This window comes from Marinobacter sp. GH_1 (assembly GCF_048595985.1).
In the GTDB taxonomy this organism is placed as follows: Bacteria; Pseudomonadota; Gammaproteobacteria; order Pseudomonadales; family Oleiphilaceae; genus Marinobacter; species Marinobacter shengliensis.
In genome coordinates, this window is the sequence record NZ_CP184460.1 from 1910348 (window position 1) to 1925429 (window position 15082).

The 15082-nt window shown below is 58.2% G+C and carries 11 protein-coding genes and 1 pseudogene; 7 read left to right on the top strand and 5 right to left on the bottom strand.

The genetic code is table 11. The features are described from left to right. Nucleotides 1-35 precede the first annotated feature (35 nt). Complete coding sequence (locus ACNSOI_RS08760) at nucleotides 36-1769, bottom strand: proline--tRNA ligase (protein WP_420195593.1); 1734 nt, start codon at nucleotides 1767-1769, stop codon at nucleotides 36-38. Nucleotides 1770-1894: 125 nt separating this feature from the next. On the opposite strand from ACNSOI_RS08760, the gene ACNSOI_RS08765 reads away from it, so the two are divergent. After that, entirely contained in the window at nucleotides 1895-2518 is a 624-nt protein-coding gene (locus tag ACNSOI_RS08765; RefSeq protein ID WP_420195594.1) for a TetR/AcrR family transcriptional regulator, read from the top strand. Here ACNSOI_RS08765 and ACNSOI_RS08770 read toward each other — a convergent pair. After that, nucleotides 2506-3006 carry an Lrp/AsnC family transcriptional regulator gene (locus tag ACNSOI_RS08770; RefSeq protein WP_106695582.1) on the bottom strand — a complete coding sequence of 167 codons (501 nt, stop codon included), beginning with the start codon at nucleotides 3004-3006 and terminating at the stop codon, nucleotides 2506-2508. The genes ACNSOI_RS08765 and ACNSOI_RS08770 overlap by 13 nt on opposite strands. A 133-nt stretch (nucleotides 3007-3139) precedes the next feature. Here ACNSOI_RS08770 and leuA point away from each other — a divergent pair, with 133 nt between their 5' ends. After that, a complete protein-coding gene (leuA, locus tag ACNSOI_RS08775) occupies nucleotides 3140-4834 on the top strand; it encodes a 2-isopropylmalate synthase (RefSeq protein ID WP_420195595.1) in 1695 nt (564 codons plus the stop codon). Between the two features lie 103 nt (nucleotides 4835-4937). Here leuA and ACNSOI_RS08780 read toward each other — a convergent pair whose 3' ends face one another. The 3 genes and pseudogenes from ACNSOI_RS08780 to xseA all read right to left on the bottom strand — a co-directional run bounded on the left by ACNSOI_RS08780 (nucleotide 4938) and on the right by xseA (nucleotide 8880). Further along, nucleotides 4938-5147 (bottom strand): cold-shock protein, encoded by a 210-nt coding sequence (locus ACNSOI_RS08780; protein WP_058089577.1) that lies wholly within the window; start codon nucleotides 5145-5147, stop codon nucleotides 4938-4940. Nucleotides 5148-5514: 367 nt separating this feature from the next. After that, nucleotides 5515-7404: pseudogene (locus ACNSOI_RS08785) on the bottom strand (propionyl-CoA synthetase); the annotation flags it as partial. 96 nt (nucleotides 7405-7500) lie between these two features. Continuing rightward, complete coding sequence (gene xseA, locus ACNSOI_RS08790) at nucleotides 7501-8880, bottom strand: exodeoxyribonuclease VII large subunit (protein ID WP_420195596.1); 1380 nt, start codon at nucleotides 8878-8880, stop codon at nucleotides 7501-7503. A 190-nt stretch (nucleotides 8881-9070) separates the two neighbouring features. Between xseA and guaB the strand changes: the two genes are divergently transcribed. The 5 genes from guaB (at nucleotide 9071) to ACNSOI_RS08815 (ending at nucleotide 15079) form a co-directional block, all read left to right on the top strand. Further along, nucleotides 9071-10534, top strand: a complete 1464-nt coding sequence (gene guaB, locus ACNSOI_RS08795) for an IMP dehydrogenase (protein WP_061331017.1) — start codon at nucleotides 9071-9073, stop codon at nucleotides 10532-10534. Between the two features lie 65 nt (nucleotides 10535-10599). Then, complete coding sequence (guaA, locus tag ACNSOI_RS08800) at nucleotides 10600-12177, top strand: glutamine-hydrolyzing GMP synthase (protein ID WP_106695586.1); 1578 nt, start codon at nucleotides 10600-10602, stop codon at nucleotides 12175-12177. A gap of 23 nt (nucleotides 12178-12200) precedes the next feature. Further along, entirely contained in the window at nucleotides 12201-12713 is a 513-nt protein-coding gene (gene tadA, locus ACNSOI_RS08805) for a tRNA adenosine(34) deaminase TadA (protein WP_374786744.1), read from the top strand. Then, the gene (gene galE / locus ACNSOI_RS08810; protein ID WP_420195597.1) at nucleotides 12710-13699 is read left to right on the top strand and encodes a UDP-glucose 4-epimerase GalE; all 990 of its coding nucleotides are present in this window, start codon (nucleotides 12710-12712) and stop codon (nucleotides 13697-13699) included. Before tadA ends, galE begins: the two co-directional genes overlap by 4 nt. Nucleotides 13700-13732: 33 nt before the next feature. Then, on the top strand, nucleotides 13733-15079 hold the full coding sequence (locus ACNSOI_RS08815) for a UDP-glucose dehydrogenase family protein (RefSeq protein ID WP_061331020.1): 1347 nt from the start codon (nucleotides 13733-13735) through the stop codon (nucleotides 15077-15079). The last annotated feature ends 3 nt before the right edge of the window (nucleotides 15080-15082 follow it).

Sequence of the window (15082 nt, forward strand, 5' to 3'; positions counted from 1 at the left end):
CCCTTGCAGGCAGCCCAAGCGATGATCGAGCGGCCTCAGAGGCCGCCCTTCGGGGAGGCTTTCACCAGGAACGCCAGCGCTTCTTCCACCGGGATGTCCTGTTTCTCTTCATCGCGGCGGCCCTTGTACTCCAGGGTGCCGGCGGTCAGCCCGCGCTCTGAAATCACGAACCGGTGAGGAATGCCCATCAATTCCATATCGGCGAACTTCACGCCCGGGCGTTCGTTACGGTCATCCAGCAGCACGTCGTAACCCGCCTGGCGCAACTGGCTGTAAAGTTTCTCGCCAGCTTCGGCCACTACCGCATTCTTGTGGGCATTGAGAGTAACAATGGCCACCTGGAACGGAGCGATGGCGTCTGGCCAGATGATGCCCTTGTCGTCATGGTTCTGTTCGATAGACGCGGCCACAATGCGGGAAACGCCGATGCCGTAGCAGCCCATTTCCATGATCACCGTCTTGCCATTTTCATCCAGAACGGTGGCGTTCATGGCGGAGCTGTACTTGTTACCCAGTTTGAAGATGTGGCCGACCTCGATACCACGGCGGATCTCCAGGGTACCCTTGCCATCCGGGCTGGGATCACCTTCCTCCACGTTGCGCAGGTCTTCTACCCGGCCCAGGGGTACGTCGCGCTCCCAGTTAACACCGGTCAGGTGGTAGTCGTCCTTGTTGGCACCACACACGAAGTCTGCAAGGTGGGCAGCGCTGCGGTCGACGATCACAGGCACAGCCAGGTTGACCGGGCCGATAGAGCCGGGTTTGCAGCCAATGGTCTTTTCGATTTCTTCATCGGTGGCCATGGTCAGCGGCTCGGCAATACCGTTCAGGTTTTCTGCCTTGATGTCATTCAGGATGTGATCGCCCCGGAGAATCAGTGCAACCAGGCCGGACTCGCCGTTCTCGTCGGCTTCACCTTTGACCAGCAGGGTCTTCACGCTGCGCTCTGCCGGCAGGCCGAGGAACTGGGAAACGGCTTCGATGGTTTTCTGGCCTGGCGTGTGCACTTCGGTCATGGCCTCGCCGGGCGCCGGGCGCTCGCCCGCAGGGGCGATGGCTTCGGCTTTTTCGATGTTGGCGGCGTAATCGCTTTCAGTACTGAACACGATGGCGTCTTCGCCGGAGGATGCCAGCACATGGAACTCGTGGGAGGCACTGCCACCAATGGCACCGGAATCCGCCTGCACCGGCCGGTAATCCAGCCCGAGGCGATCAAAGATGTTGCAGTAGGTCTGGTGCATGACCTGGTAGGTGTCATCCAGCGAAGCTGCGTTCAGGTGGAAGGAGTAGGCGTCCTTCATAATGAACTCGCGGGCACGCATAACGCCGAAGCGGGGGCGGCGCTCATCACGGAACTTGGTCTGGATCTGATAAAAGTTAGCCGGCAGTTCCTTGTAGCTTTTCAGCTCGTTGCGGATCAGGTCGGTGATGACTTCTTCGTGGGTCGGGCCAAAGCAGAAGTCACGGCCGTGGCGGTCATTCATGCGCAGCAGTTCGCCGCCGTACTGCTCCCAGCGCCCGGATTCCTGCCAGAGTTCGGCTGGCTGTACGGCCGGCATCAGAACTTCCTGGGCTCCACTCTTGTCCATCTCTTCGCGAACAATTCGTTCCACCTTGCGCAGGGTGCGCAGGCCCATGGGGAGCCAGGTGTAGAGGCCTGCGGCCAGCTTCCGGATCATTCCGGCGCGCAGCATCAGCTGATGGCTGATAATCTCTGCATCTGAGGGTGTCTCTTTCTGGGTGGCAATCAGGTAACGGCTTGCTCGCATCGTGTCTTCCGCTTTATTGAAAAGTGGGGGTTAAGACTAATTGGCAGGGCTTCTGGCCTGCTTCTGCCTTTCTTTGTCGTAAAGTGGACGTTATTGTACGGAGCCTGCTTCACAAGGTACAGATGATGACTGACGAATCTATCGACGTAACACCTCGCCGGCGACCGGTTCAGGCGCGCAGTCGGGAGCGGGTGGGCAATATCCTCAGCCATGCCGCGGCTATTTTTCATGAGAACGGGGTAGATGGCACCAGTATGTCCGCCATTGCCCGGCAATCTGGCATGTCGTTAGCGTCCCTTTACCGCTATTTTCCAAACAAGGCGGCCATCGTTCATGCCATTGCCGAAGGGCATGTCGAGAAAATGGAAACCGCGCTGCGGGAGAAACTGCCCGAGCTGAGCCTGCACGACGCGGTGGATGTGCTGATTGATCAGTTCTATGACTTCTACCGCACCGAACCTGCGTACTCGGCAATCTGGAGCGGCGTTGAGTCCATGCCAGAGCTGCGGGAACTGGATCTGCGGGAACTCTACAGCAACGCCCGTGACCTGGATGCCCGGCTCCAGCAGGAGTATCCGGCGTTGCCGAAGGAACGCAGGTGGACCGCCAGCCTGTTGTTGCCCCGATCTGCCGGAACCATCCTCAGGCTCGCAGCCACCATGCCGGACGACCAGGGGCAGCAGTTAGTGGTGGAATTGAAGTGTATGGCCAGGGCTTACCTGGCAGAGCTGGCCCGTCAGGAAAGATAGCCCAGGGGCAGGGCGGTACTGTCGATTACCCTCCGCAGTACAAAGCTGGAGTGCACCCCACTGACACCCTGAATCCGGGTAATGCGATTAAGCAGAAACTGGTGATAGTGGTCCATGTCTGGCACCACCACTTTCAGCATGTAGTCGGCACTCTGGCCGGTGATCAGGTAGCACTCCTGAACCTCGGGAAAGACCGCCACCTGTTCCTCGAAAGCGGCAAAGCGTTCCGGTGTATGTCGGTCCATGCCAATCAGGATGATGGCGGTCAGCGACAACCCCAGTTTTTTGTGGTCCAGAATCGTCACCGTGCGCACTATGATGCCCGCGTCTTCAAGCGCCCGCACCCGGCGCAGACAGGGGGAGGGTGAAAGCCCGACTTTCTCCGCCAGTTGCTGGTTGGTTAGTGAGCCGTCCTTCTGCAATTGTTCCAGGATTTTCCGGTCAGTTTTGTCAATTCTGACCAGCGCCTTGTCATTGCTCGCAATCATATGCTGTAAATCCTGACTTGTTGGCAATATGTGGCTTATGAATAACGGTTTTGGGCTGAAATAGCAACCAAATAGCGCGGTTTGGGCGTTACACTCTCTCCATTGATACGAACAGCGAAAGGAATGTTCCGTTATGGCCTTTGATCATCGTAAATACGTCGCCTTCAAACCGGTTGCCAAGAAAGACCGCCGCTGGCCGGACCAGGTCATCGAGAAAGCACCCACCTGGTGTGCTGTCGACCTGCGGGATGGCAACCAGTCGCTGATCAAGCCCATGTCCGTTGCCCAGAAACAGCGCCTGTTCGATTTGCTGGTCAAGCTTGGCTTCAAGGAAATCGAGATTGGTTTTCCGGCCGCCAGCCAGCCGGATTTTGATTTCTGCCGCACGCTGATCGAAGAAAACCGGATTCCGGACGATGTGAAGATTCAGGTGCTGACCCAGGCCCGCCCGGAACTGATTGAACGCACTTACGAGGCTTTGCAGGGCGCAAAACAGGCTATCGTGCACGTGTACAACTCCACGTCTACCGTGCAGCGGGAGCAGGTATTTGGTCTCGATCGAGCCGGCATCCGAGAGATTGCTGTCAACGGCGCCACCCTGGTGAAAGAGATCGCAGCCCGTTACCCGGACACCGACTGGACTTTCCAGTATTCCCCGGAGAGCTTCACCGGCACCGAGCTGGACTTCGCTGCGGAAGTGATTGATGCGGTTACCGACGTGTGGCGTCCGGATCAGGGGCAGCCGGTGATTATCAATCTGCCGGCAACCGTAGAGATGTCGACCCCCAACGTGTTTGCGGACCAGGTGGAGTGGATTTGCGAGAACATCCGCTACCGCGAGCACATCAGCATCAGCTTGCATACCCATAACGACCGGGGTTGTGCGGTTGCAGCGGCTGAGTTGGGCGTGATGGCTGGCGCTGACCGAATTGAAGGGACCCTGATGGGTAACGGGGAGCGCACTGGCAACATGGATCTGGTAACCATGGCCATGAACCTGTATTCACAGGGCATTGATCCGACCCTGGACTTGTCCGGCATGGCGGAAATTACCGAGGTGGTGGAAGCCTGTACCGAGATTTCCACTCACCCGCGTCATCCGTATGCGGGCGAGCTGGTGTTCACCGCCTTCTCTGGCAGCCACCAGGACGCCATCCGTAAGTGCCTGGCCCGCCGCAACGAGGGCGACGCCTGGAACGTGGCCTACCTGCCTATCGATCCGTTCGATGTGGGTCGTCGCTATGAGGAGGTGGTGCGCATCAATAGCCAGTCCGGCAAGGGTGGCGTTGCTTATGTACTGGAGCGGGACTACGACATTACCCTGCCGCGTTGGTTGCAGATCGAATTCAGTAAGGTGGTCCAGAAAGAAGCCGAGACCAACGGTGGCGAAATTGACTCCCACACCATCCACCGCCTGTTCGAAGACCGCTACCTGAAGGTTCATGAAGACTGGTCACTGCGTTCCTACGATTTGCATCGGGACGAAGAGGGTGTTCGTGCAGAAGTGGTGGTCGGTAGCGACACTTCTCCCGTGACCTTTGAAGGCCGCGGCCTGGGTGCGGTTGAAGCGGTGTCTGACGGCCTGGCCAAGCGCTTTGGCGTCACGGTGGCGGTAGAGGCATACGATGAGTTTGCCCTGGGCGAGGGCACCAACGCCAATGCCTTGGCCTGTATTCGCCTGACCGCCAATGGTCAGCATTGCAGCGCAGCGGCCCTGGCGGAAGATACCACCTCGGCAACCCTGCAGGCGCTGTTTTCAGCAGTGGCTCAGGCGGTGGGTACGGATATGCCGGCAGCAAAGACGCCGGAAGCGGCGGAAGCGGTCTGATAGCCGGTTCTGTCTACGCCAGAACGCAGAACGGCCGGCAAAGTTGCCGGCCGTTCTGTTTTCCGTCTGCCCGTGAGGGGCATCCGGCGGTAAACCTTTGCCCTTACAGAGGGGTTACGTTTTCCGCCTGGGGGCCTTTGGGTCCCTGAGTAACGGTAAACTGCACCTGCTGACCTTCTGTCAGGGTACGGAAACCGTTGGAGTTGATTGCACTGTAGTGAACGAAAACGTCACTGCCGCCTTCCTGGGCAATAAAGCCAAAGCCCTTGGATTCGTTGAACCACTTCACGTGGCCAGTTTTGGTATCGGACATCGATCTTTCCTGTCTTTCTGAAAATTTGCCCTCACGGGACCTTCTTGTTTCGCACAGACTCTGGATCCATACAAACGCGGTTTCCGCCTGAGCGGAAGCCGTCGATGCTGAGTCGTCCGGAGCGTACTGAGGAAGGGGCAACGCGAAGCCTGGGCAGGACGTTGTAGCGCATTCGTCAAATACCGCTGCAGAAGAGCACAGCAATTTTCAGTATAGACCGACTTTGGGGGGCGTCAATTGTTTTTTTAGTGATCAGTGTCGGGATTATAATTGATAAAAAACAATGGGTTGTCATAAGGATGAAACACAACTCTGCCGGTCTTTGAGGCAGAGTTGTGTTGTGGTCCGTGTACACGGGTGGGGTAGGTCAGCGCACGAATTTCTCGCTGATCTCTTCCAGAATGGCAGGATCATCAATGGTGCTGGGTACGCTGTACTCTTCGCCGTCCGCAATCTGGCGGATCACGCGGCGCAGAATCTTGCCAGACCGGGTCTTCGGTAAACGCTCTACCACCATGGCCCGACGGAAGCAGGCTATGGCGCCAATCTTGTCGCGGACCATTTCTACCAGTTCTTCTTCCAGTTCATCCTGGTCTATGGTTGCGCCGTCCTTGATCAGCACCAGGCCGACCGGGATCTGGCCCTTCATGTCGTCGTGGGCGCCTACAACACAGCATTCCGCGACTGCTGGGTGAGAAGCCACCACCTCTTCCATTTCGCCGGTGGATAGACGATGTCCGGCGACATTGATCACGTCATCGGTCCTGCCCATGATGAACACGTAGCCGTCGTCATCAATAAAGCCGCCGTCGCCGGAGCTGTAAAAGCCGGGAATCGGATTCAGGTAGCTGCTCTGGAAGCGTTTGTCGTCGCCCCATACGGTCATCAGGCACCCCGGTGGCAGGGGCAGTTTGACGGCTATCTGGCCTTGTTCGCCGGCCGGTACCTGGCTGCCTTCCATATCGACGACCTGCACATTGAAGCCGGGTGACGGTACCGTTGCCGAGCCCGGTTTGGTGGTCATCATTTCAATGCCTACCGGGTTGCAGCAGATGGCCCAGCCGGTTTCGGTCTGCCACCAGTGGTCGAGAATCGGCAGGCCCGTGTGTTCCTTCAGCCATTCGTAGGTGGGCGGGTCCAACCGCTCGCCGGCCAGGAAAATGCGTTTCAGCGACGAGACATCGTAGCGGCTTAGCTGGTCTGCCTCGGGGTCTTCCTTGCGTACCGCGCGGAAGGCGGTGGGCGCGGTGAACAGCATGTTCACCTTGTGATCCTGGACTACCCGCCAGAACGCACCGGCGTCCGGAGTTTTCACCGGTTTGCCTTCATACAGGATGGTGGTGCAGCCGGCGAACAGAGGCGCATAGACAATGTAGCTGTGGCCTACCACCCAGCCCACGTCTGACGCCGCCCAGAAGACATCGCCGGGTTTGGCGTCGTAGACCAGTTTCATGCTGTATTTGAGGGCCACGGCATGGCCGCCGTTATCCCGCACCACGCCTTTTGGTTTGCCGGTGGTGCCGGAGGTGTAAAGTACATAAAGCGGGTCGGTGGCTTTCACTGGCACCGGGTCTGCTGGCTCCGCATTGGCGGTCATGTCGTTCCAGTCGTAATCCCGTCCTTCCGACAGGTTGGCTGTGACTTGCGGCCGCTGGTACACCACACATAGCTCAGGCTTGTGGCTGGATTGCTCAATGGCCCTGTCCACCAACGGTTTGTATTCAATGACCTTGGTGACTTCAATGCCGCAGGAGGCAGTGATCAGCGCCTTGGGCTTGGCATCCTCAATACGCACGGCAAGTTCGTGGGCAGCAAACCCACCGAACACTACTGAGTGGATGGCGCCCAGGCGGGCACAGGCCAGCATGGCAATGGCTGCCTGCGGAATCATTGGCATGTAGATAATGACCCGGTCACCCTTCTCGATCCCGCGAGCACGCAGGGCGCCGGCAAACAGGGCTACTTCATCCCGTAATTCGTCATAGGTGAAGTGTTGCTGGCTGTTAGTCACCGGCGAATCGTAAATCAGGGCTGTCTGTTGACCACGGCCCGCCCGGATGTTTGCATCAAGGGCCACGTCGCTGGTATTCAGAAGGCCATCGGGGAACCACTGGCCGTGACCGTTATCGAGTGCCTGCCAGATGGTGTTCGGGGTTTCGATCCAGTCAATGTTCTGGGCCTGCTCGCGCCAGAAGTCATCCCGTTGGTCGATGGACCGGCGGAACTCGGAGTGGTATGTCATGCTTTCCACCTCAGTTGTGCTGTTATTGTTCTGTGGCTGTTATGCACAACTGTAGGAGCTTTAGAAACAGGGGCTACTAGACCATAGGCGTAGTTGGCCGTTTTTGTCCGTTTAATCCCCGTTGGAATTGATCTCCGTCACCTTCGCCGTAACGCTGCCGTGGCCCAGCCGGGCGGTGATGGCGGAGCCTTCGCCAAGCTGGCTGGCGTCACGAACAATCTGGTTCTGCTCATCCCTGACAATCGCGTAACCCCGCCCCAGGGTGGCGAGCGGGCTGACAACGTGGAGTGCCTGGGCGTTGTATTGGTAACGTTCCTGTTGCTGCTTCAGGTAGTGGCGGGTTGCCATCTCCAACCGCTCGTGGAGACGGGTCACCTGGTCCCGGGCGGTGATCAGTGTCCGGCGTGGGGATTGGGTGGCAAGGCGCTGGGTCAGGTGATCGGCTTTTACCCGGGTTTGGGTGAGTCGCTGGGCGATCGCCTTGTTCAGCCGCACGTCCAGCTCATCCATGCGCTGCGCCTTTTCCTGCAACTCCCGGCGCGGGTCCCGCAGCCGCGCAGACAGGTGGCCAAGCTGGGTGTGCAGGCGCTGGGTTAACCGGCGCGCCGCCTGACTCAGCCTCAGTTCCTGCTCGTTCAGCCGGCGCAGCCAGTGGCTCTGGTCCGGGGAAACCTTCTCAGCGGCCGCCGAGGGTGTCGGGGCGCGAAGGTCTGCCACGAAATCGGCAATGGTCACGTCAACCTCGTGGCCCACCGCGCTGACAGTTGGAATGCTGCAGCTGGCGATAGCCCGGGCTACTGCTTCTTCATTGAAACACCACAGGTCTTCCAGTGAGCCGCCGCCGCGCCCGATGATCAATACATCGGCCACGCCGTGTTGCTGGGCGCGCTGGATCGCGTTGACGATGTCGGCCGTGGCGGCCTGGCCCTGAACTGCTGTGGGGTAGAGGGTGACGGGGATGGCCGGGCAGCGGCGGGCCAGCACGGTCAATATGTCATGGATGGCGGCACCCGTGGGTGAGGTCACCACGCCAATGTGGCGCGGTGTGGCTGGAACCGGTTTTTTTCGGGCCGGGTCAAACAAGCCCTCCGATTGCAGTTTCATCTTCAGGGCCTCAAAGGCCTGTTGCAATTCGCCCAGCCCTGCCGGCTCCAGGTGTTCGACAATGATCTGGTAGTCGCCCCGGTTCTCGTAGAGTGTGACCTTGCCGCGGATGCGAATCTGGTCGCCTTCACGGGGCAGGGTGCGCAGGCGTTGATTGGCACCCCGGAACATGGCACAGCGTACCTGGCACTTCTGGTCCTTCAGGGAGAAATACCAGTGCCCGGAGGAAGGTCTTGAAAATCCGGACAATTCGCCCTCCACCCACACCTGCATAAAGCTGGTTTCCAGCAGATGGCGTGCCTGATGGTTGAGTTCACTGACCGACAGGGCCCGGGGCCGGGAATCCGGATAAGGGGGTATCAAAGGGCGCGCTCCGTGATTATTCATACGCAATAGCCGAAAGAGAGGGGTAAAAATAACGGAAATTCAAAAAGATGCAACCAAACGCCAAAAACCTCGCGGTTTACTGTCTGTTGGCACCACTTTATAATAGATCGATTAAGGATTTTGCTTTGCTGTGCCGCCGCGGGTACAGCATGGAATTTCCAAACTTAGCATGTTCAAAAGGCGGACCCAAATGCTGCGTATTGCCGAAGAAGCCCTCACGTTTGACGACGTTCTCCTCGTGCCCGGATATTCCGAAGTTCTGCCTCATCAGGTGGAGCTGAAGACTCAGTTGACCAAAGGCATCACCCTGAATATTCCGCTGGTGTCATCGGCCATGGATACGGTCACTGAAGCCGAGCTGGCCATTGCCATGGCTCAGGAAGGCGGCATCGGCATCATGCACAAGAACATGTCAGTGGAGCAGCAGGCAGCTGCCGTACGCAAGGTCAAGAAATATGAAAGTGGTGTGGTGAAAGATCCGATCACCGTCACACCGGAGACAACGGTTCGGGAACTGGTGGATATCACCATGGCCAACAGCATTTCCGGCCTTCCGGTTGTCGACGGCACTGATCTGGTCGGCATCGTCACCGGGCGTGATATCCGCTTCGAAAGCCGGATGGATACCCTGGTGCGTGACATCATGACTCCGAAGGAAAAGCTGGTTACGGTCAAAGAGGGTGCCAGCCTGGAGGAAATCAAGGAACTGCTGCACCGTCACCGCATTGAAAAAGTTCTGGTAGTGAACGACGAATTCGAATTGCGGGGCCTGGTTACCGTCAAGGATATCCAGAAAGCCAAAGACTACCCGCTGGCCTGCAAAGACGAGCAGGGCCGTCTGCGAGTGGGTGCGGCGGTGAGCACCGGTGGCGATACCGATGCCCGGATTGCAGCGCTTGCCGAAGCCGGCGTGGATGTGATTGTCGTGGATACCGCCCATGGCCATTCCAAGGGTGTGATTGACCGGGTTCGCTGGGTAAAGCAGAACTACCCTGATGTTCAGGTGATTGGCGGTAACATTGCCACCTCGGGTGCGGCGATTGCCCTGGCTGATGCCGGCGCGGATGCGGTCAAGGTGGGCATCGGTCCCGGCTCCATCTGTACCACCCGCATTGTCGCCGGCATTGGTGTGCCGCAGATTTCGGCGGTGTCCAATGTGGCAGCGGCGCTGAAAGAGCGCGGCGTACCCGTGATTGCCGATGGTGGTATCCGGTTCTCCGGTGATATCGCAAAAGCCATCGCAGCGGGCGCTCACAGCGTCATGATCGGTAGCCTGCTGGCGGGTACTGACGAAGCTCCGGGTGAAGTGGAATTGTTCCAGGGCCGGAGTTACAAGGCTTATCGTGGTATGGGATCCATTGGTGCCATGGGGCAGGGTTCCAGCGACCGCTATTTCCAGGACGCCAGCAAAGGTATTGAAAAACTGGTGCCGGAAGGCATTGAAGGCCGTGTGGCCTGCAAAGGCCCCATGCGCAACATCGTGCACCAGTTGGTGGGTGGCTTGCGTGCATCCATGGGTTACACAGGCAGTGCAACCATGGATGAGATGCGTACCAAGCCGGAATTTGTGCGCATTACCAACGCCGGGATGCGTGAGAGCCACGTGCACGACGTGACCATCACCAAAGAAGCTCCCAACTACCGAATCGGCTAAAAACTGCCTGATTTGACGCGGCCCGGTTTCCGGGCCGCGCTGTTTTTTTAAAGCCCGAGGACTCCATGGCTCAGAACATTCACGACCACCGTATCCTGATTCTTGATTTCGGTTCCCAGTACACCCAGCTGATCGCCCGCCGTGTGCGCGAAATCGGCGTGTACTGTGAAATCAAGGCCTTTGACGTAACAGACGAAGAACTCAACGAGTTCAATCCCAAAGGCATCATCCTGGCGGGTGGTCCGGAATCGGTAACCCAACTGGGTGGTCCCCGTGCACCGGAAGGGCTGTTCGACAAAGGCATTCCGATTCTGGGCATCTGCTACGGCATGCAGACCATGGCGGAGCAACTGGGCGGCCGTGTTGCCAGCTCTGAGAAGCGCGAATTCGGCTACGCTCAGGTGAAAGTCCGGGCCAAGGGCCCTCTGCTGCAGGACATTACCGACCACCTGACACCTGCGGGTGAATCCCTGCTCGACGTCTGGATGAGCCACGGTGACAAAGTAGTTGTCATGCCGGAAGGCTTTGAACTTTTAGCCTCTACCGAGAGCGCGCCGATTGCCGCCATGCAGGACCTCAGCCGTAACCTGTACGGTGTCCAGTTCCATCCGGAAGTGACCCACACCCTCCAGGGTAAGCGGATTCTCGAGCACTTTGTCCTGAATATCAGTGGCTGTGAGGCCCTTTGGACACCGGCCAAGATTGTTGATGACGCCGTTCGCCAGATTCGTGAGCAGGTAGGCTCCGAAAAGGTTCTGCTGGGGCTGTCTGGCGGTGTGGATTCCTCGGTAACCGCCGCCTTGCTGCACAAGGCCATCGGCGACCAGCTCACCTGTGTGTTTGTGGATAACGGCCTGCTGCGCCTGCACGAGGGCGATCAGGTGATGGACATGTTCGCCAGCAACATGGGCGTTAAAGTCATCCGTGCCGATTCCGAAGACCTGTTCCTGTCAAAGCTCAAGGGTGTTAACGACCCTGAGCAGAAGCGCAAAATCATCGGCAACACCTTTATTGATGTATTTGATGCCGAGGCCGCCAAGATCAAAGACGTGAACTGGCTGGCCCAGGGCACCATCTACCCGGATGTGATCGAATCTGCCGCCTCCAAAACCGGTAAAGCCCATGTCATCAAGTCCCACCATAATGTGGGTGGCCTGCCGGAAACCATGAAGATGAAACTGGTTGAGCCGCTGCGGGAGCTGTTCAAAGACGAAGTTCGCAAGATTGGCCTTGAGCTCGGCCTGCCGTACGACATGGTTTACCGCCACCCGTTCCCGGGGCCGGGTCTGGGTGTCCGTATTCTTGGCGAAGTGAAAAAGGAATACGCAGAGATCCTGCGCCGCGCCGATGCCATCTTCCTGGAAGAGTTGCACCGTGCGGATCTGTACCACAAGACCAGTCAGGCGTTCGCGGTGTTCCTGCCGGTGAAATCCGTCGGTGTGGTAGGCGATGCCCGCCGTTACGAATACGTGATTGCCATCCGGGCTGTGGAGACTGTGGACTTCATGACTGCACGCTGGGCGCGCCTGCCGTATGATCTGCTGGAAACGGTTTCCAACCGGATCATTAACGAGATTTCTGGCGTTTCCCGTGTGACCTACGACATCTCTTCCAAGCCACCCGCGACGATTGAGTGGGAGTAAGTCGAGGCAGGGGATAAGGGATAGTGAACGACACTCCGGAAGATCGGCGCTGGATGGCCAGGGCACTGGAGCTTGCCGCCCAGGCCGGGGCAGCCGGTGAAGTGCCGGTTGGCGCCATTGTTGTTCTGGATGGCAGGGAGATTGGGGCGGGTTTCAATGCCCCGATTTCCCACTGCGACCCGACCGCCCATGCGGAAATCAGAGCCCTGCGGGATGCTGCGGCTCGGGTGGGGAACTACCGGTTGGCGGGTGCTACGCTGTATGTAACCCTGGAGCCCTGCACCATGTGTGTGGGAGCTATTGTCCACGGTCGTATCAGCCGGTTAGTGTATGGTGCCGCTGAGCCCAAAGCGGGTGCCGTCGAGTCGGCCAGAAGAACCCTTGAAGAGCCGCATCTGAACTGGCGGGTAGAGGTTTGCGGGGGCGTGATGGCCGAACCGTGCGGTCGGGTGATCTCCGAATTTTTCAGCCGGCGCCGTCGGGAAATCCGGCAGCGCCGCCAACAACACTCAGGGAAGGGAAGCACAGACTCATGAAAGTTCTTGTTACCGGCGGTGCCGGATATATCGGCAGCCACGTTGTGCGTCAGTTGGCCGCAGCGGGCCACGACATTGTGGTGTTTGATAACCTCTCTACCGGCTATCGCTGGGCGGTAACCGCCGGGGAGCTGGTGGAAGCCGATCTGGCGGATGAAGACGCGATAGAAGCCGTATTTTCCGCCCATAAGTTTGAAGCGGTGCTGCACTTTGCAGCGAACATCGTGGTGCCGGAGTCTGTCGCCAACCCCCTCAAGTACTACAGCAATAACACCCGTAACACTCTGAATCTGCTGAAAGCGGTTGAACGCCACCAGGTGCCGTATATGGTGTTTTCTTCCACCGCGGCGGTCTACGGCATGCCAGAGGAAACGGTGCTGACAGAAGACCTGCCGCTGGCACCTATCAATCCCTATGGCGCCTCCAAGATGATGAGCGAGCGGATGATGATGGACCTGGCTGCGGCCAGTAACCTTAGCTACGTTATCCTGCGCTACTTCAATGTGGCCGGCGCTAATCCGGAGGGACTGCTGGGGCAGGCAACGCCGGAGGCGACGCACTTGATCAAAGTGGCCTGCGAATGTGTGACCGGTCAGCGCGATGGTATGAGTGTATTCGGCACTGACTACGAAACCCGCGATGGCACCTGTATCCGCGACTATATCCATGTGGAAGACCTGGCAAAGGCCCACGTGATGGCGCTGGATTACATGGCTGGCGGTGGCGAGTCTCAGGTGCTCAACTGTGGTTACGGCCGCGGCTTTACCGTGCGGGAAGTCATTGATGTGGTCAAGGCGGAATCCGGTGTCGATTTTCCGGTAACTGAAACCGGCCGTCGCGCCGGCGACCCGGCGGCACTGATGGCCGACAACACGCGAATCAAGAATGTTCTGGGCTGGCAGCCGGATTACGATGACCTCAATACCATCGTGCGCACCGCCCTGGCCTGGGAAGCGGTCTGGCAGAAGAAAAAAGCTTCTCGATAACACTCTCAAACAACGATTTTCAGGAACTTTTAAATGAAGATTACGATTTTCGGAACCGGATACGTGGGCCTGGTAACAGGTGCCTGTCTTGCGGATGTTGGTCACGATGTGCTTTGTATGGATGTGGATCAGGGCAAGATCGAGAAACTGAAGAACGGTAAGATTCCAATTTACGAGCCAGGCCTCGATAGCATTGTTAAACACACCGTGGAAGCCGGCCGCCTGTCGTTCACCACCGACACCGAACAGGCTGTCAAACATGGCACCCTTCAGTTTATTGCCGTGGGCACGCCGCCGGATGAAGACGGCTCTGCCGATCTGCAATACGTGCTCGCGGTGGCGAAATCCATCGGTCAGTACATGGATGACTACAAGGTGGTTGTCGACAAGTCCACTGTGCCGGTAGGTACCGGTGACAAGGTCAAGGCAGCGGTGCGTGCACAGCTCGACAAGCGCGGCCTGGAGCTGGATTTCGACGTGGTTTCCAACCCGGAATTCCTGAAAGAAGGCGCCGCCATCAACGACTTCATGAAGCCGGACCGCATTGTGGTGGGTACCGACAGCGAACAGGCGGCGGAGCTGTTGCGGGAGGTTTACTACCCGTTCAACCGCAACCACGACCGGATGATCTTTATGGATATCCGTTCGGCGGAACTCACCAAATACGCTGCCAACTCCATGCTGGCCACCAAGATCAGCTTCATGAACGAAATGTCTAACCTGGCTGAACGCCTGGGTGCCGACATCGAAGCGGTACGCCGGGGCATTGGTTCCGACCCCCGTATCGGCTACCACTTCATCTACCCTGGCTGCGGCTATGGTGGCTCCTGCTTCCCGAAAGACGTACAGGCCCTGGCCCGGACGGCAGGTGATTGCGATTACGAGGCCAAGTTGCTGAATGCGGTAGAAGCCGTTAACTACGCTCAGAAACACGTGCTGTTCGACAAGATTAGCCACTTCTTCCAGGGTGATCTGAAAGGCAAGGTGGTTGCGGTCTGGGGCCTGGCCTTCAAACCGAACACTGACGACATGCGTGAAGCCTCCTCGCGGACGCTGATGGAAAATCTCTGGAAGGCCGGCGCTACGGTGCAGGCGTTTGATCCGGAAGCCATGGAAGAAACCCAGCGCATCTACGGTGACCACGAAGGCCTGACCCTGTGTGGCACCAAAGAGCAGGCCCTGAAAGGTGCCGATGTGCTGGCCATCTGTACCGAGTGGAAAGAATTCCGTTCGCCGGACTTCGACCTGATTGCCGGTGCCCTGAAACAGCCAGCGGTTTTCGATGGTCGAAACCTGTACGAGCCGGAAATGCTCGAGCGCCATGGTCTGGTTTACTACGCCATTGGCCGCGGCCGTAACCAGTTTCATTCTGCAGGTTGATCG

What these genes read in the sequence shown, in the direction of transcription:
- ACNSOI_RS08760 (WP_420195593.1), bottom strand. Translation starts at nt 1,769, where the DNA reads ATGCGAGCAAGCCGTTACCTGATTGCCACCCAGAAAGAGACACCCTCA.
- ACNSOI_RS08765 (WP_420195594.1), top strand. Translation starts at nt 1,895, where the DNA reads ATGACTGACGAATCTATCGACGTAACACCTCGCCGGCGACCGGTTCAG.
- ACNSOI_RS08770 (WP_106695582.1), bottom strand. Translation starts at nt 3,006, where the DNA reads ATGATTGCGAGCAATGACAAGGCGCTGGTCAGAATTGACAAAACTGAC.
- leuA (WP_420195595.1), top strand. Translation starts at nt 3,140, where the DNA reads ATGGCCTTTGATCATCGTAAATACGTCGCCTTCAAACCGGTTGCCAAG.
- ACNSOI_RS08780 (WP_058089577.1), bottom strand. Translation starts at nt 5,147, where the DNA reads ATGTCCGATACCAAAACTGGCCACGTGAAGTGGTTCAACGAATCCAAG.
- xseA (WP_420195596.1), bottom strand. Translation starts at nt 8,880, where the DNA reads ATGAATAATCACGGAGCGCGCCCTTTGATACCCCCTTATCCGGATTCC.
- guaB (WP_061331017.1), top strand. Translation starts at nt 9,071, where the DNA reads ATGCTGCGTATTGCCGAAGAAGCCCTCACGTTTGACGACGTTCTCCTC.
- guaA (WP_106695586.1), top strand. Translation starts at nt 10,600, where the DNA reads ATGGCTCAGAACATTCACGACCACCGTATCCTGATTCTTGATTTCGGT.
- galE (WP_420195597.1), top strand. Translation starts at nt 12,710, where the DNA reads ATGAAAGTTCTTGTTACCGGCGGTGCCGGATATATCGGCAGCCACGTT.
- ACNSOI_RS08815 (WP_061331020.1), top strand. Translation starts at nt 13,733, where the DNA reads ATGAAGATTACGATTTTCGGAACCGGATACGTGGGCCTGGTAACAGGT.